This window comes from Marinobacterium aestuariivivens, assembly GCF_042661465.1.
Classification (GTDB): domain Bacteria; phylum Pseudomonadota; class Gammaproteobacteria; order Pseudomonadales; family Balneatricaceae; genus Marinobacterium_A; species Marinobacterium_A aestuariivivens.
The window spans coordinates 3,791,672-3,815,184 of record NZ_JBHSWE010000001.1 but is presented as its reverse complement, the minus strand read 5'-3'; the positions used below and the strand labels follow the sequence as shown (position 1 = coordinate 3,815,184).

Here is a 23,513-nt window from a genome sequence, read left to right as displayed (position 1 = left end):
GGTTATAGTGCGACCGCCCTGATTCTGTTGCAGATGGCCGAGACGCCGGAGGGCAAAAACTGGATAATGGCGGCCACCTGAGCCCATCGCGCGCGAAATTCACGAACCCGGTACCTCCGTAATGGAAATCAACGTCAACTTTCTCGACAATCTCAGACTTGAAGCCAAGTTTGACGATTTCACCGTCATCGCCGACCAGCCCATTCGCTACAAGGGCGACGGCTCGGCGCCGAGCCCCTTCGACTACTTCCTGGCGTCGTCGGCGCTCTGTGCGGCCTATTTCGTCCGGGTTTACTGTCTGTCGCGCAACATTCCAACCCACAATATCCGCCTGTCGCAGAACAACATCGTCGACCCCGAGAACCGCTACAACCAGATCTTCAGGATCCAGGTCGAGCTGCCGGAAGACATCTCCGAGAAGGATCGTGCCGGCATCCTGCGCTCGATCGATCGCTGCACGGTGAAGAAGGTGGTGCAGACCGGCCCCGAGTTCCGGATCGAGGCGGTGGAGAACCTTGAGCAGGACGCCCAGGCCCTGCTGATGGAGATCCCCCGGGGCGAGTCCACCTACATCCTCGGCAAAGACCTGCCGCTGGAGCAGACCATCGCCAACATGACCGGCATCCTCGAACGGCTCGGCATGAAGATCGAGATCGGCTCCTGGCGCAATATCGTGCCCCACGTCTGGTCGCTGCACGTTCGCGACGCCGCCTCGCCGATGTGCTTCACCAACGGCAAGGGCGCCACCAAGGAGAGCGCCCTCTGTTCGGCGCTGGGCGAGTTCATCGAGCGCCTGAACTGCAACTTCTTCTACAACGACCAGTTTTTCGGCGAGGAGATCGCCAACAGCGCCTTCGTCCACTACCCGAACGAGGAATGGTTCAAGCCGGGTCCCGACGACGCACTGCCCGAAGGCATCCTCGACGACCATTGTCTGGAGATCTACAACCCGGACGGCGAACTGCGCGGCTCGAACCTGATCGACACCAACTCCGGCAACGTCGAGCGCGGCATCTGCGCCCTGCCCTTCGTGCGCCAGTCGGACGGCGAGACGGTGTACTTCCCGTCGAACCTGATCGAGAACCTCTTCCTCAGCAACGGCATGAGCGCCGGCAACACCCTCTATGAAGCGCAGGTGCAGTGCCTGTCGGAAATCTTCGAGCGGGCGGTGAAACGGGAAGTGATCGAGAACGAGATCGCCCTGCCCGACGTCCCCGTCGAGGTGCTGGAAAATTTCCCCGGCGTCCTCGAAGGCGTCCGCGCGCTGGAGGAACAGGGCTTCCCGGTGCTGGTCAAGGATGCCTCGCTCGGCGGCCAGTTCCCGGTGGCCTGCGTCACCCTGATGAACCCGAGAACCGGCGGCGTCTTCGCCTCCTTCGGCGCGCACCCGAGCTTCGAGGTCGCGCTGGAGCGCAGCCTCACCGAACTGATGCAGGGCCGCAGCTTCGAAGGCCTCAACGACGTGCCGCCGCCGACCTTCAACAGCCTCGCCGTCACCGAGCCCAACAACTTCGTCGAGCACTTCATCGACTCGACCGGCGTGGTGTCCTGGCGCTTCTTCAGCGCCCGGTCGGACTACGACTTCTGCGAATGGGACTTCTCCGGCAGCAACGAGGAGGAAGCCGCCTTCCTGTTCGGCATCCTCGCAGAGCTGGGCAAGGAAGCCTACATGGCCCTGTACGAGGACCTCGGCGCGCCGGTCTGCCGCATCCTGGTGCCGGGCTATTCGGAGGTCTACCCGGTCGAGGACCTGATCTGGGACAACACCAACATGGCCCTGGACTACCGCGAGGACATCCTCAACCTCCATTCCCTGGATGACGAGCAGCTGGCTGACCTGGTGGAACGCCTGGAGGAAAGCCAGCTCGACAACTACAAGGACATCATCACCCTGATCGGCATCGAGTTCGACGAGAACACCGCCTGGGGACAGCTGACGATCCTGGAGCTGAAGCTGCTGATCTACCTGGCGCTGCAGCGCCACGAGGAAGCCCTCGAACTGGTCGAAAGCTTCCTGCAGTACAACGACAACACCGTCGAGCGCGGCCTCTTCTACCGCGCCGTCAACGCCGTGCTGGAAATCACCCTCGACGACGAGCTCGAGCTCGACGACTACCGCGTCAACCTCGGCCGGATGTTCGGCGAACAGACCCTGGAAGCCGTCATCGGCTCGGTCAACGGCAGCGTGCGCTTCCACGGCCTGACCCCGACCAACATGCAGCTCGAAGGCCTCGACAAGCACCTGCGCCTGATCGAAAGCTACAAGAAGCTGCACGCCGCAAGAGGCGGGAAGCTGGCAGGCTGAATCAGGCACCGGCACCGTTGCACTAACCCCACACTCGTAGGAGCCCGGCCCCCGGGCGAACACGCTCTTCGGGCCGGCACCCTGTTCGCTCCTGATACAGGAATCGCCCGGAGGGCCGGGCTCCTACGCACTCCCCTGTCGCCCGGCTGAAGACATAGCGCTCAGCCGGGCCCATACCAACCGCCTGTACAGCACGGCATCCCTGTTGTAATGTGCATCATTCTGTCAGGATTTAGAGACACCGCAGGCATCGCAGCGGATGCGCCCTGCAAAGCGGACAATGCCAGGCGCACCGGCAACGACAGCCAGGCGCCCGGGCACAGGCAACATCGCCAAAGCACCACCGACAATCGTCAGCTGAGCACGGAAGCCAGGCTGGGTGATCCCTCCCCCTCTTCCTTTCTTCCATACTCAACTGACCTGCGCCCAGCGCCACTTGCATTCTGTTACAGGAAGGGCGGTAGCGTGGGATTTCGGTATTCCTGACGCCACCAGCAAGATGGCAAGATGGCAAGAACTTCTAGCACTGGGCTATTTTCAAATTTGTAGATGGTCTAACTTTTGTTTTAGATTAAACAAATTATCTGCCATCTATAAAAAACAACTTCAATTCCGGGGACAGTATACCTAATTCCTGATCCGCGCAACCCGACCTAATATCGTAGCATGATAGAAGCATTGTTGAACGAGGAGGCTCATTTAGCCAAGATCGCTCGAGTTGTTTTACCGGTAAGCACACATAATGTGACTCAACATGGTAATCCCCATACGAGAACCGGCAGGCCTCTGGGTGAAACCGACTTCGTTGAATATCTTGATCCCGCGTTACTGGAAAATCACTTGTCACAAGAGGTCAGAGACGAAAGGGAAAGACGTAGATGGAAATGGGTATTCTGCCTCCAAAATATTGAGCATCGAGAAAGAAATGAACCAACGAACTGACGATGAGACATTTTTGGATAAGCCGGAATTTTCTTGGTGTATAACCGGAATAATTTTATTTTCGGCGCTTTGCTTTTCTCTTGAAACGCTTTCCGATCTAGATGATGCAGCAAATACTTTTCTACATTACTCGGAAATTGTTGTAGTCATACTGTTTACAATTGAGTATATAATCAGAGTAACTCTTTCTAAGAACAGGCTGAGGTTTATCTTCAGCTTCTACGGCCTAATTGATTTAATATCAATATTGCCATTTTACTTAGCATTCTCAGTAGACTTGCGTACTCTACGTTTGGTCAGACTTCTTCGCCTGGCTCGTCTATTGAAACTGGCTCGTTACAATACAGCCATTCAGAGATTCTCCAGTGCGTTATATCTGGCAAAAGAAGAGTTAATTATTTTTACTCTCGCTAGTTTTATGGTGCTGTACTTCGCCGCTGTTGGCATATACCACTTTGAGCACGCTGCTCAACCAGATATATTTCGGTCATTATTCGATTGCCTGTGGTGGTCTGTGGCAACATTGACAACCGTGGGCTATGGCGATATTTATCCTGTAACCACTGGCGGCCGCTTTTTTACATTTGTTGTTTTAATGGTTGGCCTTGGCTTAGTGGCCGTCCCAACAGGCATAGTTGCTTCAGCTTTGTCGGCGGTGCGTCGACAGCAAGAAGCAGCTAAAAAGTAAAGAAACTGGACACCAAAACCGCCGCTTCGCTATGGCTTTGGCGTCCTTTATCTAGTCATTATATTTTCCAAACAACCGTTTAAGGAAAGTCATGAAAAAGAAACTAGTTATTTTGTGCTCTTCTCTTATTTTAACTGCATGCTCAAGTATGCAAGGAGTTGTCCGTGATAAAGAATCAGGAACGCCAATTCCGTCGGCACATGTAGTGATAAATAGAGATAGTGCAACGACTAATGCGCTTGGTAGTTATCGAGTAACTGGCTCTTTTATTCCTGGTGATACGATGTTGGTCAACGCGCCAGGTTACAACATCTACACAAGGACGGTGAAATCAACGAACGAAATCGTGGATGTGGATCTATCTAAAAAATAATCTCACAATGCAAGGTATGGGCGCAGAAAATCTGCGCCCCTGCTTGAATCGACATTTAATTCAATATATAGATCTAGGCGATGAACCCTAGTATAATCCAGTCATTTTTGGATGATCAAAGTCAATTACAAAATTTTTTGACACTCTAGGGACAGTATACCTATTTCACCGATCCAACCTAATGTCGTTTCAGATAAAAGCATTCTTGAACAAGAAGGTTTCATATAGCTAGGATAGCTCGTATTGGACATTGGGGGCAGGTCTTGCGTTTTGTCCATTGAGGTAGTCTGGATATGCTGACGGCAAATGACAAGACTTGACCCCTAGTGTTCGTCCTGACTCTGATCAGATACAGTGACTGAACGGCAGGCAGCGCCTGACTTTTCGCCGGATTTGAGACAAAGATCATCAAGTAATAACCAAGGTCACGGGGTCAGTCACGGGGTCAGTCACGGGGTCAGGTCTTGCCTTTTGCTTCGGTCTCCTGGTTTAAAGCTCAGTGCCTGCGTATAAGGCCTATACTCTTAGATCAATGCCCGGTGAGTAGCCAAGGATGGCCAGACCGTTACGATTGCAGTTCGCAGGTGCGCTGTACCATGTGACCTCGCGAGGTAATAGGCGCGAGTCGATCTACGAGACGGATGAGGACAGAAGCCTGTTCTTAGGCGTGCTTGACGATGTCTGTGAAGCTTTCAACTGGATATGCCATGCCTATTGCCTCATGGGGAATCATTACCATCTTTTGATCGAGACCCCGGAAGGCAATCTCTGCCATGGTATGCGGCAGCTCAATGGTGTCTACACACAAAGGTTCAACCGCCACCATAGCCGGGTAGGTCACGTTTTTCAGGGACGTTACAAGGCTATTCTCGTTGAGAAAGGCGCCTATCTGCTGGAGCTGGCCCGGTATATCGTACTCAATCCGGTGCGGGCCGAAATGGTCCGGTCTGCCGTCGAGTGGCCCTGGAGCAGTTATCGGGCAACGGTCGGCTACAAATCTGACTTGAATGCGCTTAACACAGACGGGATTCTGCTGGCTTTCGGCAAGCAGCGTGGCCGGGCAATAGAGCGCTATGAGCGTTTCGTCGCAGAAGGCAGGCATCAACCCTCACCCTGGGGCAAATTGCGCAATCAGGTTTATCTTGGCAGCGAGCAGTTTGTCGATGAGTTGCAGAAGCGTATTGACGATGCGGACCGCTTGCTCGAAATCCCTTCGGCCCAGCGGCGGCCGCTTGCGAAACCCTTGGAATACTACATCAAAGTGACTTCGTCGCGTAACGAAGCGATTGTCAAAGCATACGCCAGTGGCAACTATAGTATGAAGGTAATAGGAGAGTTCTTCGGCCTGCACTACTCGCGGGTAAGCAGGATAGTCAGTGAGGCAAAAGGCAAGACCTGACACCGTTTACAAGAGGTGCTCTAAAAACAAAGGTGGAAACTGTATCAGTAAAAGAGCTGAAAGAAGTGTCGGCGTTAATCCATCTGTCACTTCTTTCGCTGCATGAGCTTGTAACTAAGGTTAAGTATCCCCCAATATGGGAACGATAAAATTAACAGGGCCAGGGGTCACACCTCACATTTCACAATCTGAGGCAAATCATTGGGCGAACGTGAATTGTGAGACCTTACCCTTCACTTGTTCATGATTTACCTGCGGCTCCCATGACCGGGAGCCGCCGTGCTCCACAATCAGTGTTGATCCACGTACGGAGTAGTTCTCGGACAGTTAGCAGGTGAGCAGGTGTTCACCATGTGGTTGCGCATGTCGACACTGAAGGCATTGACCTCGCACGTGCCAGGAGGACCGCCAGTCTGGTTGGTCATCAGCGTGTTGTACTGATCGCAGCTAGGATTATTATTCGGGGCCAGCATAAAATCGCCAGTATGGAAGGCGCCGAAGTTATGCCCGGTCTCATGACTCCAGATGAAGGGACCGGCGCAGGCGTCCAGCGTAGGTTCTGTCGGCGGCCACAGGGAGTAGGGCCGTCCAGGCGTGACTGAGGCGCCGGCCAAGTCGCCGCTCACCGCGGCGGGAGCCTTGGCGAGTCCGCAGACGATAGGTACGTTCTCAGGAACGGTATCGTCCGGGCAGCTTGGAACCACTGCATTGTTGTCGGCACTTTGGAGCGAGCCCCATGTCTGCGCCATCGCGAGTTCGAGATTCGGCAGATCCAGGTAATGATCCGCGTACTCGACGGCGTCCCAGACCTTGTTAACGAAACATTCACTCTGCCGATAGCAGCCGGTGAGCGGATACTCCATCCCTTGCGCGTCGCCGCAAATATTCGCCTCGCAACTGTTACCACCTGAGGAGGGGCGCAGACCCCATTCGCAGAACTTGGCTTCGTCTACGGCAAAGTCGCTGTAGTCGGATGCGTCATAGAACATGCACCAGCTCTTGGCCAGCACGATGTCCCAGCCCGTGTCGGTGGTGCCGTTACCCTGCACGTCGAGCTTCTTGCGAAATGCCGCCCGAATTTCAAAGGCCGTTTCAGCGATCAGCGCGCGCCAATTGTCTGGGTGCAACTGGCACCAGTAGATGGTACCGAAGATCGCCATGTTTCGGGGATTCGACGGGTCCTCGATCGTTAACGACTGAGAAGGAGACGCCGGAGACGATGACGTTGGCGGGAGTATCACAAGGATCGACGAGGGGTCCGGCTCGCGTCCATCGGGCAGAAGGATTTGCTCGAAATTCATGTTCTTCTCGGCGCTTAGCACCTCGCGGCGTTCGTCATTAAAGGAAACGTCCGCGACGAGGGCGGTGGTGGCCCTATCCTCGATCTCAATGATTACATGCCCACTCGACTTAGATCGATTTTTAGATTCGTAGATCTCGAAGGTCGGAGTCGTTTTTTCCGGTTCCGTGTAACCATGGAAGGACAGTTCGTGAAACTCAGTTTCGGTATGCTGTGACAAGAAGTCCAATTGCAGCAATCTTACGTTATCAGGCGCAAAGACCACCGGGAGCACACCGTCGCCTCGCACCTCGTGGGGGACTTCAGGACGAGGTTCGTTCCCGATGGCCAACCATTTAAATCAAGTTCTGCGTCGGTGGCTGCACGGAATGTAGCTGCACCAACACTCCAGCCAGAAAAGCCTTTATCGTCACCTTTGTCGTCGCCTCGATCACCATTTTCTGCGATAACGCGATCTGCGGGAAAGGAAAACAGAAGCGTCACCAATACGAACGCGCCAGCCATTGCGGACCAAAGGGAATATCGCATAGCCCCCCTTTTGCTTAATGGAAGCTGAAAACATGTTTCGACGTACAAGCAGCATAGTCCACAGTCATGTAGCTAAAGAGAATACTTCTCTTTAGCGATATAACAATCAGCTCTAAGCAGAGATGGAATGGGCGCCCGGGACAGGGAGACGGGGTCTCACATTTCACAGTTTCCAATGTTCATGGTTCGAGTGTGAAATGTGAGACCTGTCCCTTAGCACCCGCGTGAATTGTGAGACCTGACCCTTCACTATTGATGACCCTTCACTATCGCGGGCAGATTTTATCGGTGGTCGGGGGCTATGGGGTTTGAAGACCAGGTGGCGCGTGTTATTCAGGAGTATACTGTCTCTGAATTCCTCTCCGAAGCAAGGATGGAGCGATGAGCGATCAGGACTTCACGCATGCCCTCACGGAACTGGCCGACTTCGTTGAACGGGTGGAGTCTCCCGTACAGGAACTCAAGACCCTCGCCAACCTGGCCGGTCAGGCGATGGCGTGCCGGCATTGCTCGATCCTGCTGATCAAGCATGATCCCGAAACGGGCGAACCGCATCTTCGGGTCGAGGCCCATGTGGGCTGCCTCCCCGATGAAGCCTACCGGACCTCCATCGCCCTCGACGCCGGTATCTCCGGGCAGGTCGCACGCAGCGGCGAACCGCTGCTGATCAATAACCTCCACCAGTCGCCTTATGCCCCACTCGCAAGACGCGACGCATCCGGCCCGGATGATGTCATTTCGGTCCCGATCCTGCTCGACCGGCAGGTCATTGGCGTTATTAACGTGGATTCACCGGTCCACGGCGGTCACCTGGGTCCCGAAGATCTTCGACTTGCAGGCATCCTCGCGCTGGTCGTCGCGAAGTCCATCCACATTCACAACCTTCAAGGCCTGCTCAAGACCCACTTCATACAAAACGCCCTGCTCCGTGCAACAGAAAAAGACCAGAGCAGGCGACAGGCCGCCCTGACGGGCGATCACGAACGGATGGCGCGGCTCATAGCCCTTACCCTGTACCGCGAAATGAAGGAGGCCGGTTTCGCGCAGGACCACATCCTTATGATCGCGACCGAAATCATCGGCCACGTCACTGACGCCATCACCCGCAAGCGTTAGTCTTTCCGTAGGCGAGAGGAAAGGGGCAGATAGCCGGCGGCGTATCGGCGGATACGCCGACAGGCCGCCCTAGGTGGGATCCCGGGCCAGCGATTAGCCCTGGGTTTCTTCCGGCTGCGGTTCCGCTGCCAGTTCATCGGCGGTCAGGTAACCGTCCTGATTGGCATCGAGGACCGCGAACTGCGCCTCGATATCGGGATTGGCAGCCGCCTCTTCCAGACTGACCTGCCCGTCGCCGTCGGCGTCCAGCGCCTTGATCAGCTCGTCCGCCGTGTTCGCATAGACCGCACCGGCTGTCATCAACAGTACGGCACCGATTGTCGTGATTACTTTCTTCATGGTGATCTCCCGTTCATCAGGTTTGTACCAGGTTGTACCAGTCAATGAACGTGCCACCTTTTGCAACTGTTTAAAAAATAATCACTTTACGTCTGAAACACCGGAAGCAAACCGGGAATTAGGCGCTCCCTGCGGTAGATGGCAACGGTAACCGTATCCATTCCCCGACGCCTCAGGTCCGGGCCGATGGAAATATCAGCCTTTCAATGGTTTATGCTGTCCGGGATTGGCGACACAAGGGGTTCCGGGGACAGGTTGGTGGAAAGACCTTTGGGACCGGCCACGCTGCCCGGCTGCTGCCAACCGGATGGTCGGGCATATCCGGTTGGCCGCATGCGGTGCGGTTCGCTACGCTTACCGGCACCCTACCCTATCATTCAGGCATGGTGCCGGTATCCCCGCGCAGTTAGCTCCGACAACAGTTCGCCTCGGGGCGAGGCTCCTACAACGAGGCTCCTACAAGATGTAGCCGCCCTACGCAGCCTGGGGCGCCCACAAAAGCTTGGAGGACCGGCGACCGCCAGCCCTGGCCGCGGCGGCGCGACACGCCACCGGGAATTCCGGATTTCCTGATAAATAAAGCATTCAACTTCGAGGGAACGCTCATGATTTTGTCCAAAGGTGTCTCTTCTGTGCGTGCCAGGCTCTTCGCCCTCGCCCTGTTCTTTGTCCAGGCGGACGTATTCGCGGAAACCTCCCAGGAGCGGGTTCATCAGATGTCGCATCAGGTGATGCCCTTCGAGATGGCAAAGACGGTGCACGTCTTCAGGATGACCGAGTCCGGTGGTATCCAGCGCGTCCTGGCAAGGGAACCGGGTGAGGCTGACCAGATAACGCTCATTCGCCAGCACCTGAAACACGAAGCCGAGCGGTTCAGCCATGGCGACTACTCCGATCCGGCCACTTTGCATGGCGCCGGGATGCCAGGACTTGCAGAGCTGCAGGCGAACCCCGCCGCGGTCAAGGTATCCTACTCGGAGCTGCCGGAGGGCGCCCAGCTGAGCTTCGAAACGGATGATTTGCGGCTGCTGACGGCGATACATCGGTGGTTTGGCGCTCAGCTCTCAGAGCATGGCGCCGATGCCAGGGCCGAATAAGCTTCGACCGGACGTAGCCCGCCGTCCGGTTGGTCAAGGACGGTGCGATTTTCAAAGCGTACGCCAATGGCAGCTATAGTATGTGGACAACAGCAGAATTCTTCGGCCTGCACGGGTCGCGGGTAAGCGGGACTGTCGGTGAGGCAAAGGACAGGTCCTGCCCCCTTTCAGATCCCTTTGAATGTGAGCGTTTCATGGTCATCGAAGCAAAAACGGATTTCGAACATCAACGGGCGGTCATCGGGCGGCAGGGGCGGCGCCTGGAAGCGGAAAGGGCCGGACTCCTCGATGCCGGTCGGGAGGAGGCGCCATGAAGCCTCTCTCGAGCACAGGATTCGCGCTGTTCGGTGCAGCGCTGGTCGCGATCAGTTACGGGCTCGCGCGCTTCGCCTTCGGGCTCTTCGTGCCCCCTATCCGCGCCGAGCTGGAACTGACGCCGTACCTGATTGGCATCATCGGCGCGCTGCCGCTCATCAGCTTCCTGCTGTCCACGCTGGTCGCACCATTCGCGGCCGATCACCTCGGAGCCCGCAACGCGGCGGTGCTGTCCGGTGGGTTCGGCGTCGGCGGTCTGGCGCTGATCAGCCAGGCCTCTGACGCTCTGTCCCTCGGCGCGGGCGTGTTCGCCTGCGGGATCTGCACCGGCCTGATGATGCCGGCGCTTACGGCCGCCATGCAGGCGCTGGTGAAACGCTCGCTGCACGGACGGGTGAGCGCGGTCATGAACGCAGGTACCAGCATCGGCGTTGCCGTTGCCGTACCCACGGTACTGTTCCTGGCCGGGGCCTGGCGTTTCGCCTACCTGTCCTTTGCCGTCATGGCGGGCATCGGGGTGGTGGCCGCCTGGTACTTCATCCCCTCGGTGTCCAAGATCACGCCGACGGACGCCGCGCCGCCGCCGCCGATCAGCAACCTGCAGTGGTCGCGTCTCTTCAGGCTTTCGCTGTTTGCATTCGTGATGGGCTTCATATCTTCCGCGTACTGGATCTTCGCGCCCGATTTGATGGTCACCCTCGGCGCCCTGCCACCTGGCGCAACCGGCTGGCTGTGGCTGGCGGTTGGCATCGCCGGCCTCGGAGGTGCCGTGGTGGCCGACCTGGCCGACCGCAACAACCCGCCCATTACGCATGCACTGATGCTGATGATGCTGTCCGCGAGCCTGGCATTGCTGGCTGCCAGCCCCGGTCAGCTGGTGCTCGCGACATTTTCCGCGCTGGTCTTCGGCCTGGCCTATATGAGTCTGACGGGGCTCTATCTGATGACCGGCATCCGCCTGCTGCCGGGCCGGCTGTCGATGGGGCCGGTACTGCCGTTCATGGCGTGCGCGCTCGGGCAGGCGGCCGGCTCGCCCGTCGTCGGCGTGCTGGTGAATGGATTCGGCTACGCCGATGCGTTCGCCCTGTTCTCCGCGATCGGCATCCTGGTGGCAATCCTGTCGCCGCTGTACCCGCGCCACCTCGAACAGGGGCACGAAGAGGAGGTCGAGGATGATACCGGTCTCCAGGCGGCTTTCGATCACCAGCTCCTGGACGCGGATGGCGAGCCACTGATGCCCGTCGCGGAAGAAGCTAAAATCCCGTAGCCGACACGACAAACCGGAATTCCCGCACTATCCTGCTTCCCCGAATGGCGCGGCACGATCGCAAGCAATTAGCGATCGGGTTGGCGGAACCGCCGGCGAGGGGGTGCTCGCACCGGGGGCAGGAAATCGGGATGATCGCAATCCGGGCCTTATCGCTCCTCGTCCAGCAGGTCAGCCCTCAAGCGTTCGCGCCGCTGCTCCTCGTCCCACAGGATCTGCTGAATCTCGGCCATGACCGCATCCACATCCGGGTCCTGTTCAGGTTCGGCGACCATGCCGGTCAAGACGGATTCGTGCGACAACTCTCCCGCTTCGAACAGCTTCCACATCTCGGCGGCGTAGCGGGTTTCCAGCAGCTCTTCCGCGAACTGGGCGTAGTACCGCGTCATGTTGTCGACGTCGCGTTCGAGCATGGCGCGGGCGTTGTTGTTGGCTGCCGCATCCACCGCCTGGGGCAGGTCGATGATAACCGGGCCGTAGTCATCCACCAGTACATTGAATTCCGACAGGTCACCGTGAACCAATCCCGCGTAAAGCATCCGCTTGACGTACTCCATCACCATCAGGTGATCCTCGCGGGCCTGGTCGGCTGACATCGCGACATCGTTCAGACGCGGGGCAACGCGGCCTTCGGAATCTGTGACGAGTTCCATCAACAGCACGCCGTCGAAACAACCGTAGGGCTCGGGCACCCGTACACCGCTGGCGGCGAGTCGGTAGAGCGCATCGACTTCCGCATTCTGCCAGGTCTCTTCGGTCTGGTTGCGGCCAAAACGCGAGCCTTTCTCCATGGCACGGGCGCGGCGCGAGTTGCGAACCTTGCGCCCCTCCTGATACTGGGCGGCTTTCTTGAAGCTGCGTTTTTCAGCGTCCTTGTAGACTTTTGCGCAGCGAACCTCGTCACCGCAGCGCACCACGTAGACGGAGGCCTCCTTGCCACTCATCAACGGCCGCAGGACCTCGTCGATAAGACCATCCTCCAACAGGGGAATAAGGCGTTTAGGGACTTTCATGGCGCTCCCGGGTTAAAGACGTACTATCGGGGCTCACAATATCCCCACATAAACGGTATTGGTCGCCATGCGATCCTGGAAGGGGTTATGGAAATCGACCTCGTGCACCTCAACTGACGGGAAAACCCTGCGCAGCAGCTCGGTAAAGGGCGCATCTGGCGGCTCATTGGACCAGAAGCCGAACACGCCACCGGGAATCAGGTGGCTGGCCAGCTGCGTAAGGCCGGCTTCACTGTAGAAGGGTTTGCTGGCGTCGTTGAGTAACGCCCGGGGAGAGTGGTCGATATCGAGCAAAATTGCATCCAGCTTCCGGCCCGGCCTGTCGGGGTCAAAACCCGCTTCGCAGGCACTGAGTGCAAAGAAGTCGCCCTGCACGTAGCGACAGCGCTGATCGGCATTGAGTACCTTGCCCAGCGGCACCTTCTCCTGCTGGTGCCAGCCGATCACCGGCGGCAGATACTCGACCACCAGGAGTTCGCCGACGTTATCATGCTTGAGTACAGCGGCTGCGGTGTAGCCGAGGCCAAGTCCGCCAACGACGACCGACAGGCCGTCGCCACTCAATGCCCGGAGCCCGCAATCAGCCAGCGCGACCTCGCCGTCGACAAAGTAGCTGGACATCAGAAACTCGTCCCCGAGTTTCACTTCATAGATATCCCGATCTCCCATAACGGGTATACGCCGGCGCCTCAGGGAGATATCGCCGATCGGGGACGGTTGAGAGTCGATCTCTTCAAATAGTGTGCTCATCCCGGCATTCTACGCGTTGCGAGGACGCTAAGGAATTCCGGGGACAGTATACTTGTTTGCGGATTTATCGAATGTTATTCACGAGTAGACTGTCCCGGTATTCGCACTGCCCGATCACCAGCTATGTGCCGCGGACTCAGCCCGAAAGCGCATATCGACCGGCTGGGCGAAATCGCCTGCAAGGTAGTGTTCGCACCGGGGAAGTGCCCTTTGGGTGAAGTGCCCTTTGGGTGCGAGGCTTCTACAGCAGTTCGCCTCGGGGCGAGGCTCCTACAAGATGTTGCCGCCCCACGCAGCGTAGGGCGCCCACAAAAGAGTGGAGAATCAGCGATCGCCGGCCCGTGCCGCGGCGGCGATGCCCGCCTGGCGGCCGGAGAAGGTCGCATCGCCGACGCTGATGCCGGAGTTGTAGCCGCGGCCGCGGCGCGGGACGCCGGCGGCGGTGCGGCCCGCGGCATAGAGTCCGGGCACGATAGTGCCGTCGGCTTTGCGCACCTCGCCGCTCGGCAGGGTGTCGAGTCCGCCGAGGGTGAAGTAGGGATAGAAGGCGCCGCGGCCGGGCGTCACGTCCAGCGCCACCAGCGGGGTTTCGAGCGGACGCAGCCATGCCGGCTGCTTGTGGAACAGGGGGTCCTTCCCTGCTCCGCGAAACGGTTGTAGGTGGCCAGGGTGTCGACCAGCGTCTGCGTCGGCAGGCCGAGTTCGCGCTCCAGTTCCTCGACGCTGTCGCCGGTCGCCACCACGTCGGCGTTGATGAAGTTGAGTTCTTCGTAGCTGCCGTAGGCGTCCACGTCGACGATGAAGTAGAAGCGCTCGCTGGCCTGGGCCAGGATCTCGGTGCCGACGCGGCCGTGGTAGGCATCCTCGTTGACGAAGCGCTGCCCCTTGTCGTTGACGATGATGCCGTAGGTCAGCGTTGACGGCGGATAGAACGGCAGCGAGAAAAAGCCCTCGTGCATATTGATCGCCAGCCCGCCGACCGAGAGTCCCATCAGGATGCCGGCGCCGGTATCACCCGGATTGCCGATGGGATTATTGCCGCGCAGCAGCTGCGGCGCATACTGCCTGAGCATCTCCTCGTTCATCACGAAACCGCCGGCGCAGAGCACCACGCCGCCGCGCGCCCGCACCGCCAGTTCGCGGCCGTCCTGACGCACCATCAGGCCCGCGACCGCGCCCTCGTCATCGACGATCAGGCAGAGCGCCCGGCAGTCGTAGTGGGCCTGCACGCCCGCGTCCAGCGCGACCTGCTCCAGGTGCTGCATCAGCACGGCGCCGGCGCCCATGCCCTCCAGCTGCACCGCATGGCCCCTGGGCGCGGGCTTGCACTGTGCCACCTCTGGCCAGGCCTTCTCGTTGCCGCTGTAGATCAGGCAGTCGTCGGTCATCGGCTCGACGACGCGCTCGTCGAGGAAGGATTCCTTGAACGGTACGCCCTGCTGCACCAGCCAGTCGAAGTGCGCGGCCGCGCCCTCGGCGTAGGCGCGGATTTTCGCCTCGTCCGCCTGGGGGCGTGCTGCATCATCAGGTAGTTGAAGAAATCCCCGGTGCTGTCGTCGAAGCCGAACTTCTTCTGGATCGGGGTGCCGCCATTGCCCCCCAGATAGACTTCGCCGCCGGACAGCGCGGTGGAACCGCCCGCCGCCGAGAAGGCCTCGAACACCTGCACCGAGGCACCGGCCCGGGCCGCCTCTATCGCGGCGCAGCTGCCGGCGCCACCGAAACCGACCACCGCCACCTCGGTCTCGATGTCCCAATGGCTGACTTCGTTCAGTTTCAGGGCCCGGGCGGGATCGAATTTTGGGATCTGGTTCATCGTTCACCTCGAAGTTGGGCCTATTTCACAAGCTATGCGGAATTCGCGGCGGGGGCGCCGCTCCCACAGGCGCCGCTCCCACTATGTCATAAGCCGCTCAGACGGCCGTCCCGGCCGCACGCCGACGCAGCTCGAACTTCTGCACCTTGCCGGAGGCGTTCAGCGGCAGCGACGAAACGAACGCGATACGGCGCGGAACCTTGTAGTTGGCCATGCGCTCGCGACACCAGGCGATCAGCCCGGCTTCGTCGATAGCGGCACCGGCGACGGATACGACGAAGGCCATTGCCACTTCGCCGAGGCGCTCGTCCGGGGCGCCGACGACGGCGACCTGGGCGATGGCTTCGTGGGCGGCCATCAGGTTCTCGATTTCGGCCGGGTAGCAGTTGAAGCCGCCGGTGATGAACATGTCCTTCATGCGGTCGGTGATGCGCAGGTAGCCGTCCGCGTCCATCACCGCGACATCGCCGGTATGCAGCCAGCCGTCGCCGTCGATGGCTTCCGCCGTCGCCTCCGGATCCTCGAAGTAACCCTGCATGACGCTGTAGCCACGCACCACCACTTCGCCCGGCTCGCCCCGGCGTACTTCCCTGCCGTCGGCATCGACGCAACGCACCTCGATGCCCGGGAAGGCCCGGCCGGAGGTGGTGGCGATGCGTTCGGCGCCGTCACCCTGACGGGTGATGCTGACGAAACCACAGGTCTCCGTAAGGCCGTAGGCGGTGACGATGATCTCGAAGCCCAGCTCCCGGTCCATGCGATGAATCATTTCGACCGGTATCGCCGTCGCGCCGGTGACCGCGATTCTAAGGCTCGAGAGGTCATGATCGTGGCGCGCAGGGTGTGCCAGGATCGACTGGTACAGCGTCGGCGGGCCCGGCAGCACGCTGATGCGCTCCGTCTCGACACGTTCGAGAATCGCCGGGACGTCGAATACCGGGTGCGGCAGGATGGTGGCGCCGCGTATCAGCGCCGCCAGCCAGCCGGCCTTGTAGCCGAATGAATGAAAGAACGGATTGACGATCAGGTAGCGGTCGTCCGCGCGCAGCCCGACGATGGCGCTCCAGTCCCCCACCGCTGTCAGGTTCTGGCGGTGGGAGCACATCACGCCCTTCGGCTTGCCGGTGGTGCCGGACGTGAACAGCAGGTCGGCGGTATCGTCCGGCTGCACGTCGGCGGCGCGGGCTTCGACATCCGTCTCGGTCACGCCCTCGCCACGGGCCAGGAAGGCGCTCCAGCCGAGGTCGCCGCCCGCGGCCGGCTCGCCGCGCAGGATCACGCGCCATTCCAGCGCCGGCAGCTCCTCGCCGGCCAGCATGCCCGGGTAGTCGGCGCCCAGAAAGTCACCGATGCAGAACAGTCCCCGCGCGCCGCTGCGACGCAGGACGTAGCCCGCCTCGGCGCCCTTCATCCGGGTATTGAGCGGCACCAGCACCGCGCCGACCGACTGCGTCGCCGCGGCTGCCAGGATCCACTCGTGGATATTCGGCGCCCAGATGGCGATGCGGTCGCCCGGCGCGATGCCGAGCCCGAGCAGCGCGCGGGCCGCCTCGCGACAAGCCCGCGCCAACCCGCGATAGCTGAGACGAGTGGCGCCCTCCTCGATCGCAGGGTGATCGCCGTACCTGCTCGCGGATGTCTCTATCAGGCGCGGTAACGTCTGCGGCATAGTTGCCTTTGCTTCCATAGTCCAGTGTCCTCCGAATCCCCGAGCCGGCCTCAGGCCTCCGCTTCCGGCGGCGGCGCGAAACGGCGCGCGGCCGAGAAGCCGCCGTCGACCATCAGCATCTGCCCGGAGACGAAGGACGCATCCTCGGAGGCCAGGAACAGGGCCGCGGCGGCAACCTCGTCCGGCCGGCCCGCGCGCTGCAGCATGTGCTGGCTGGCGAAGTAGGCGTGGAAAGCCTCGTTCTCGCGCACCATTTCCGTCATCGGAGTGTCGATCAGCCCGGGGCAGAGGCAGTTGGATCGCACGTTGGCCCAGCCGTAATCGGCGGCCAGGCTGCGGGTCAGCTGCACCACGCCGCCCTTGGATACGTTGTAGGCGAGGTTGTTGTCGCAGCCGGCCATGCCGAAGATGCTGGCTATGTTGATGATCGAGCCGCTGCGCTGGTGCACCATCTGCGGCGCCACATGGCGGGCGGTATAGAAGCTGCCGTTGAGGTTGATCGCCATGGTCCGGTCCCAGATATCCAGACGAACGGCATCGGCCGCACCCTGACCGACCACACCGGCGGCATTGAGCAGCACGTCAATACGGCCGAAGCGCCCGACGATGGTTTCGACGGTGGCGGCAACGGCGGCGTCATCGCTGACGTCGAGTGTCAGAAACAGCGTATCGGGGGCGGCGTCGGCGACCGTCTGCCAGCCGTTGTCGCGCGGCTCGGCGATATCGGTACCAACGACAATGGCGCCCTCGGCGGCGAAGCGGGTGGCGCAGGCCAGTCCGATGCCGGATGCGGCGCCGGTGATCAGCGCAACCTTGCCTTCCAGTCGATTCATGGGGTCTCCTTGGTGTTGTTGTTCTTTAAAGTGTTTCGAGAGTATCAGGACAGCTACAACCGTGGGAGCGGCGCCCCGCTCCCACATCAATCCGGAAACTTAAGCTTGCAGGTGGCACTGCTGGGCCGGGCCTGGCAGCAGAGGGTCCAGCCTTCGGCCAGTTCCGCCTCGGAGAGAATATCATTGGCGGCCAGCGTTACCCCTCCTCCAGCGTCGCCATGCAGGCACCGCAGAAGCCCTCCTCGCAGGACGAGGGCGCATCGAGCCCGGCACGCTGCAGGGCCTGCAGGATGGTTTCCCCGTCCGGCACTCCAGCGCATGGCTTTCGCCGTCCAGCTCGATCGCCAGCTGCGCCGATGGCGCGCCGCTGTCCGGCATCGCGCTGGGCGCGGTGTCCTGCTCGTCGGGATCCGGCGGCGAGACGAAACGCTCGATATGGATGCGGCGACTGTCGGTACCGGCGGCCAGCAGGGCGCGCTCGACGGTATCCATGAAAGGCCCCGGCCCGCAGATGAAATACTCGGCATCGTCAAAGCCGCGGATCTGCTGGGTCACCATCGCCTCGGTCAGAAATCCCTGCACGCTGTCGAGGACGTGGACCACCTCCAGCCGCTGCGGGCAAGCCAAGCCGATCTCGCGCAGTTCACGCTTGAAGATGATCGAGTCCTCGTCGCGGTTGGCATAGACCAGGCGGATGCGTTCCGCGCCCAGGTGCAGGGCGGACTTCAGGATCGACAGCACCGGCGTGATGCCGCTGCCGCCGCCGAACAGCACCAGGTCGCGCTCGGGATGACGCAGCTGGAAGTGCCCGGCCGGCGGCATCACTTCGAGACTGTCGCCGGCGGCAACATGGTCGTTGAGCCAGTTCGAGACCCGGCCGCCGTCGACCCGCTTGATGGTGACCTTGTGTTCGGCATCGACGTCGGGCGAGCTGGCGAGGGAGTAGCAACGGATCAGCCGCTTGCCCTCGAACGGCACCCTCAGGGTCAGAAACTGCCCCGGGCGGTAGTCGAACAGCGCACGCAGCGGCTCCGGGATGCGGAATACCAGCGACTTGGCGTCCGCGGTTTCTTCGATCACGCGCTCGACGGTCAGCGCGTGGTAGCGATACTTGCCCCCTTCGCCGGCGCTTCGCTGATTGGCAGTTCTGCGGCTCCCATGACGATCTCCTCCCGTTGCGGCCGTCGCTTTTTTCTGTTGTCCGGATCAGGCCGTTTCCATCGCCGCACTGGTGGTATAGGCGCCATCCAGGTAGATCAGCGGGTCGATCTCCGCGGTATTGCGGATCTCCTTGATACGCCCGATGAAGATGGTATGGGTGCCGTAGTCGATGGCGCCGTCCTGGCTGCAGAGCAGGCTGGCCTGGGCATCGTTCAGATAGGGCGTGCCGGCGTCGCTTATCGCCCAGTTGCCGGCGCTGAAGCGATCCTCGCCGCGGAGCTTGCCGCCGCAGGCGACCGACAGCTCCTCCTGCTCGCGACCGAGAATGTTGACGCAGAAATCGTTCCCCTCCGACAGCGGCCCGTGCATGGCCGCGGAGCGGTTGACGCAGACCAGCAGCGACGGTGGCTCGGTCGACAGCGAATTCACTGCCGTGGCGGCCATCGCGAAGCGCTCGCGACCGTTGCTGCTGGAAATAATGGTGACGGACTGGGCCAACCGGCGCATCGCCGTACGCATCTGGTCCTTGAGCTGCTGTTCCGCTGATTGAGTCATGGTCCTGGCTCCTCTCCCACGGGTCGGGTCTGTTGCCGGTAGCGTGCAAACGACGGCCGGCGCGTTGTTATGGCTGGCATTTTCGACCGCCCCCTGCGCGGCTGCATCGTCCGCATGGACTAACGGCCTCGCGCCGGTCTGCCTAATCCGTTTAGAGGATGTGACGCCCGGGAGCGACTGCAAGAATGCCGCTTGCGGGCATCCGCAACCGAACGAATAAAATCCGGAGAGACGAGATGATAGACAAGGATCAGATTCGCCAGGAGCTGCATCAGCGGGCCCGAGAGCTGGTGCCCGTGCTCGGGGAGCGGACCGCGGAAGCCGCCCGGCTCGGCAAGCTGCCTCAGGCGACCATCGACGACTTCCAGGCCGCCGGCTTCTTCCGCATCTTGCAGCCGGCACGCTACGGCGGCTACGAGCTGGAACCGCGCGATTTCTTCGAGGTACAGATGACCCTGGCCGAAGGCTGCATGTCGAGCGCCTGGGTGCTGGGGGTGGTGGCGATCCACAACTGGCAGCTGGCGCTGTTCGACGACCGCGCCCAAAAGGATGTCTGGAGTGAGGACGACAGCACCCTGATTTCGTCGTCCTACATGCCGGTCGGCAAGGTCACGCGGGTCAAGGACGGCTTCCGCCTGAGCGGGCGCTGGGGCTTCTCCAGCGGCTCGAAGCACTGCGACTGGGTATTCCTCGGTGCCATCGTGCCGCCGGAAAAAGAGGGCGACGCGCCGGACTACCGCACCTTCCTGCTGCCGCGCGCCGACTACGAGATCGTCGACAACTGGAACGTCATGGGTCTAGAGGGCACCGGCAGCAACGACATCGTCGTCGACGACGTCTTCGTGCCGGACTACCGCACCCATAGATCGATCGACGGCTTCAACCAGGACAGCCCGGGCAACGCCGTCAACACCGCACCGCTGTTCCGGTTGCCGTTCGGCCAGATCTTCGTGCGCGCGGTCTCCTCGTCCGCGATCGGCGCACTGCAGGGGGCGCTGAACGAGTACCTGGCGTTCAACCGCGAGCGCGTCGGCGTCAACGACGGACGCCGCACCGTGCTCGACCCAAGCGCCCAGATGGTCGCCGCCGAAGCCACGGCCGTGATCGACGAATGCAAGACGGTGCTGTTCCGCAACTTCGACCTGATGGTGGCGCGCGCCAACGCGGGCCAGCCGCTGACGCTGGAAGAGCGGATCAAGATGCGCTTCGACTCGGCCGTCGTGCCGGAAAAATGCGTGCAGGCGATCATCAAGCTGTTCAAATGCTGCGGCGCCATGGCGATCCGCAACGATCACCCGATCAACCGCCACTTCCGCGACATCCTCGCCGGACGCGTGCACGTGGCCAACGGCCCCGACAAGTATGGCCGCAACCTCGGCGGTGTGCTGATGGGCCAGGACAACACCGACTTCTTCCTGTAACAGGACAAGGGCACCTGTAGGAGCGGCACCCGTGGGAGTGGCGCCCTCGCCGCGAATAACCCTGGCACCAAACCCATTCGCCGCGGGGCGCGGCTCCCACGAAAGCGCGGCGCCTGTGGGAGCGGCGCCTCGCCGCGAACCTTCCTGGCATTGAAGCCATTCGCCGCGGGGCGCGGCTCCCACAGTCACAGTCACAGCCACTGTGACAATCAGAAGAGTTCAGGGAAGGCCCGCAGCCCGTGGCCGCCGTCGGCGGTGATGAACTGACCGGTCATCCAGTTGGCCTGCGGCCCCAGCAGGAAGGTGACGGCAGCGGCGACATCGTCGGGCTCGCCGACGCGGCCGAGCGGGATCTGCGCCGGAAACTTCGCCATCACCTCGGGGCTGGCAAACATGCCGCTGGTGGCGTTGGTGCGGGTCAGCCCCGGGCGCACGCCGTTGAGGCGGATGTTGCGCGCCCCCAGCTCGTCGGCCGCGACGCGCAGGAACCCCTCCAGCGCCGCCTTGCCGGCGCAGTAGCTGGACAGACCGCGGGAGCTCTGGAACGCTGCGATGGACGAGATGGCCACCAGGCTGCCTCCCTCGGGCATCCGGGGAATCGCGGCCTGTATCAGGTTAAGCAGCGGCACCGTATTGGCGGCGAGCTCGTCGCGCATCTGCTCGGCGCGAAGCTCGGTCAGGACGCAGAAGCCACCGCCGCCCGGCACCGCAACGGCCCCCTGCAGTTGCCCCTGCTCGTCACAGGCCAGAGCCACCGCGTCCCGCACCTGCGCCTCGTCCATGCCGTCGGCGACCAGATAGCGCACCCGCCCGGGGTGGCCGGCCTCGAGGCCGCCCACCGCCGCCTCGAGCCGCGCGCGATTGCGGGCACAGAGGGTGACGGTTGCGCCCTGCTCCAGCAGTTGCCGGGCACTGGCGAGACCGATGCCGCTGCTCCCCCCAGGATCAGAATATGTGCTGTCATAGTGATTCTCCGTTTATTCTTCTGGTTGTAGCCGGTTCCTGTACAGACAGACCGGGCTCAATCACCTTATTGTCATTACCCGGTCGTCGCGTCCTCTATTCAGACGAGTCCGTGGCATCGATCATTGCATTTTGCCGGTAGAGCCTTGTTCGTGACGGGTAACCGCCCTTTGGGTGCGCCACGCCTGTCGTGAATTCCATAATATTTGTGTGTTTTTATCGTTAATCGTCCGTTTGGATGAATCTTCGGCTGTTCCCCCTATTTAAAATCGAGACGAATAAAGCCGTCGGCAATGGCCCGTTAATGCCATTGCCGGGGGAAAACAAAAACAACCGGAGTTCGTTCGATGAGCAAGCATTTAAAGCCTTCCGCAGAACCCATTACCGAAGACGATGCCTTTATCGCCGAGGCACTGAAGGACGTGAATACGGCGGCACTGATCATGTCGATGGTTCATATGACCGGCGACACCAGCATCCTGAAGGGGGCCATCCGGCCCAAGAACACCGATGTGGTGTCGGCGGGATCGGAAGACCAGAGCCGCTACGGCGAAGGCGGCTTCACGCTGGAGGAGATGGAATCCGTACGGGCCCAGGCGCTCGAAGTGATCCAGGGTTACCGCGAGCGTGGCTGCACCCTGCCGCCGTTCGATGTCAGCGCCGTACCGGAGATGTTCAGTTACATGAGCGGCCGGGCATTCGACGAAGAATACCTCGCGTTCATCAACGAGGAGATCGCGCTGGACGGCGTCGACCAGCGCGGCCTGGTGCTGGAAGATCCGGTATTGAAGGCGCGGGCGGCGAACTTTCCGGTGGTCATTATCGGCGCCGGCATGGGCGGCATCCTGGCCGGTATCCGCCTCGACGAGGCCGGCATTCCCTATACGATCATCGAGAAAAATCCGGGCGTCGGCGGTACCTGGTTCGAGAATAAATACCCTGGCTGCCGCGTCGACGTGCCGGGTCACAGCTACAGTTTTTCGTTCGAGCCCAACCACGACTGGCGCAACCACTTCCCGCTCTCCGACGAGATCCGCGAATATTACGAGCGCTGCGCCCGGGACTACGACGTCGAGCAGAAAATCCGTTTCGAGACCGAAGTCGTCAGCGCGGTTTTCGACGACCCAAGCCAGACCTGGAAAGTCGAGATACGTGACAGGGATGGCCATCGCGAGGTGCTCGAGGCCCGCGCGGTGATCAGCGCCGTCGGTCAGCTGAACCGGCCGAAGATGCCTGATATCCCGGGTCTCGACCGCTTCGAAGGCCAGCTGGTGCACTCCGGCGCCTGGCCCGACAGCTGCCAGCATGAAGGCACGCGGGTGGCGGTGATAGGCTCGGGCGCCAGCGCCTTCCAGATCATTCCGGAGGTCGCCAAAACCGCGGGCGCGCTCAAGGTGTTCCAGCGTTCGCCGGCCTGGATGTTCCCGAACCCGGGATACCATAGCGCCGTTGGCGAAGGTCAGAAATGGGCGTTGAAGAAGTTGCCTTTCTATTCCAAGTGGTACCGCTTCTGGCTGTTCTACGCCACCGTCGAGGGCGTCTACGACAAGACCCTGGTCGACGAGAGCTGGGACAGCGAGCTGTCGGTCAGCGCCGCCAACGACGAGATGCGCCAGGGCTGACCGCCTGGATCGAATCCCAGGTTGACGATCCGGCGCTGCTC

At 60.9% G+C, this 23,513-nt stretch carries 18 protein-coding genes and 2 pseudogenes; 9 read left to right on the top strand and 11 right to left on the bottom strand.

Translation table 11 applies throughout. The features are described 5' to 3' along the window. The first annotated feature begins 121 nt into the window (after positions 1-121). The 4 genes from ACFQDL_RS19905 to ACFQDL_RS19890 all read left to right on the top strand — a co-directional run bounded on the left by ACFQDL_RS19905 (position 122) and on the right by ACFQDL_RS19890 (position 5,707). A complete protein-coding gene (locus ACFQDL_RS19905; protein WP_379910539.1) occupies positions 122-2,305 on the top strand; it encodes an OsmC domain/YcaO domain-containing protein in 2,184 nt (727 codons plus the stop codon). A gap of 790 nt (positions 2,306-3,095) precedes the next feature. Then, positions 3,096-3,935 carry an ion transporter gene (locus tag ACFQDL_RS19900; protein ID WP_379910538.1) on the top strand — a complete coding sequence of 280 codons (840 nt, stop codon included), beginning with the start codon at positions 3,096-3,098 and terminating at the stop codon, positions 3,933-3,935. Between the two features lie 91 nt (positions 3,936-4,026). Then, a complete protein-coding gene (locus ACFQDL_RS19895; protein ID WP_379910537.1) occupies positions 4,027-4,308 on the top strand; it encodes a carboxypeptidase-like regulatory domain-containing protein in 282 nt (93 codons plus the stop codon). A gap of 553 nt (positions 4,309-4,861) precedes the next feature. Further along, positions 4,862-5,707, top strand: coding sequence for a transposase (locus ACFQDL_RS19890; protein ID WP_379910536.1), 846 nt, complete (start codon positions 4,862-4,864; stop codon positions 5,705-5,707). Between the two features lie 290 nt (positions 5,708-5,997). Here the strand turns inward: ACFQDL_RS19890 and ACFQDL_RS19885 are convergent, their stop codons facing one another. Next, positions 5,998-7,272 (bottom strand): M12 family metallo-peptidase, encoded by a 1,275-nt coding sequence (locus tag ACFQDL_RS19885; RefSeq protein ID WP_379910535.1) that lies wholly within the window; start codon positions 7,270-7,272, stop codon positions 5,998-6,000. Between the two features lie 644 nt (positions 7,273-7,916). Here ACFQDL_RS19885 and ACFQDL_RS19880 point away from each other — a divergent pair. After that, positions 7,917-8,651, top strand: a complete 735-nt coding sequence (locus tag ACFQDL_RS19880) for a GAF domain-containing protein (RefSeq protein WP_379910534.1) — start codon at positions 7,917-7,919, stop codon at positions 8,649-8,651. Between the two features lie 93 nt (positions 8,652-8,744). Here ACFQDL_RS19880 and ACFQDL_RS19875 read toward each other — a convergent pair whose 3' ends face one another. Then, positions 8,745-8,990: a hypothetical protein gene (locus ACFQDL_RS19875; protein WP_379910533.1), complete on the bottom strand. Its 246-nt coding sequence runs from the start codon at positions 8,988-8,990 to the stop codon at positions 8,745-8,747. A 632-nt stretch (positions 8,991-9,622) separates the two neighbouring features. Between ACFQDL_RS19875 and ACFQDL_RS19870 the strand changes: the two genes are divergently transcribed. Then, a complete protein-coding gene (locus tag ACFQDL_RS19870; protein WP_379910532.1) occupies positions 9,623-10,087 on the top strand; it encodes a hypothetical protein in 465 nt (154 codons plus the stop codon). 310 nt (positions 10,088-10,397) lie between these two features. Then, entirely contained in the window at positions 10,398-11,669 is a 1,272-nt protein-coding gene (locus ACFQDL_RS19865) for an MFS transporter (protein ID WP_379910531.1), read from the top strand. Between the two features lie 149 nt (positions 11,670-11,818). Here the strand turns inward: ACFQDL_RS19865 and ACFQDL_RS19860 are convergent, their stop codons facing one another. From ACFQDL_RS19860 to ACFQDL_RS19820, 8 genes and pseudogenes are all read right to left on the bottom strand, one after another. After that, complete coding sequence (locus tag ACFQDL_RS19860; RefSeq protein ID WP_379910530.1) at positions 11,819-12,682, bottom strand: PA4780 family RIO1-like protein kinase; 864 nt, start codon at positions 12,680-12,682, stop codon at positions 11,819-11,821. Positions 12,683-12,715: 33 nt separating this feature from the next. Continuing rightward, a complete protein-coding gene (locus tag ACFQDL_RS19855) occupies positions 12,716-13,432 on the bottom strand; it encodes a polyamine aminopropyltransferase (protein ID WP_379910529.1) in 717 nt (238 codons plus the stop codon). A gap of 324 nt (positions 13,433-13,756) precedes the next feature. Further along, positions 13,757-14,922 (bottom strand): annotated as a pseudogene (locus tag ACFQDL_RS19850) (FAD-dependent oxidoreductase). After that, complete coding sequence (locus ACFQDL_RS19845) at positions 14,817-15,248, bottom strand: FAD-dependent oxidoreductase (protein WP_379910528.1); 432 nt, start codon at positions 15,246-15,248, stop codon at positions 14,817-14,819. The pseudogene ACFQDL_RS19850 and the gene ACFQDL_RS19845 overlap by 106 nt, the downstream one beginning before the upstream one ends. A 97-nt stretch (positions 15,249-15,345) precedes the next feature. Beyond that, positions 15,346-16,935 carry a FadD3 family acyl-CoA ligase gene (locus ACFQDL_RS19840; RefSeq protein ID WP_379910527.1) on the bottom strand — a complete coding sequence of 530 codons (1,590 nt, stop codon included), beginning with the start codon at positions 16,933-16,935 and terminating at the stop codon, positions 15,346-15,348. Positions 16,936-16,967: 32 nt separating this feature from the next. After that, complete coding sequence (locus ACFQDL_RS19835; RefSeq protein WP_379910526.1) at positions 16,968-17,750, bottom strand: SDR family NAD(P)-dependent oxidoreductase; 783 nt, start codon at positions 17,748-17,750, stop codon at positions 16,968-16,970. Between the two features lie 180 nt (positions 17,751-17,930). After that, positions 17,931-18,830 (bottom strand): FAD-binding oxidoreductase, encoded by a 900-nt coding sequence (locus tag ACFQDL_RS33010; protein WP_465263972.1) that lies wholly within the window; start codon positions 18,828-18,830, stop codon positions 17,931-17,933. Positions 18,831-18,956: 126 nt separating this feature from the next. Beyond that, positions 18,957-19,466, bottom strand: coding sequence for a flavin reductase family protein (locus ACFQDL_RS19820; protein WP_379910525.1), 510 nt, complete (start codon positions 19,464-19,466; stop codon positions 18,957-18,959). 236 nt (positions 19,467-19,702) lie between these two features. Between ACFQDL_RS19820 and ACFQDL_RS19815 the strand changes: the two genes are divergently transcribed. After that, on the top strand, positions 19,703-20,887 hold the full coding sequence (locus tag ACFQDL_RS19815) for a flavin-dependent monooxygenase (RefSeq protein ID WP_379910524.1): 1,185 nt from the start codon (positions 19,703-19,705) through the stop codon (positions 20,885-20,887). Positions 20,888-21,096: 209 nt separating this feature from the next. On the opposite strand, the pseudogene ACFQDL_RS19810 reads toward ACFQDL_RS19815, so the two are convergent. Further along, positions 21,097-21,816: pseudogene (locus ACFQDL_RS19810) on the bottom strand (SDR family NAD(P)-dependent oxidoreductase); the annotation flags it as partial. Positions 21,817-22,197: 381 nt separating this feature from the next. On the opposite strand from ACFQDL_RS19810, the gene ACFQDL_RS19805 reads away from it, so the two are divergent. After that, positions 22,198-23,472, top strand: coding sequence for a flavin-containing monooxygenase (locus ACFQDL_RS19805; RefSeq protein ID WP_379910523.1), 1,275 nt, complete (start codon positions 22,198-22,200; stop codon positions 23,470-23,472). Positions 23,473-23,513 lie beyond the last annotated feature (41 nt).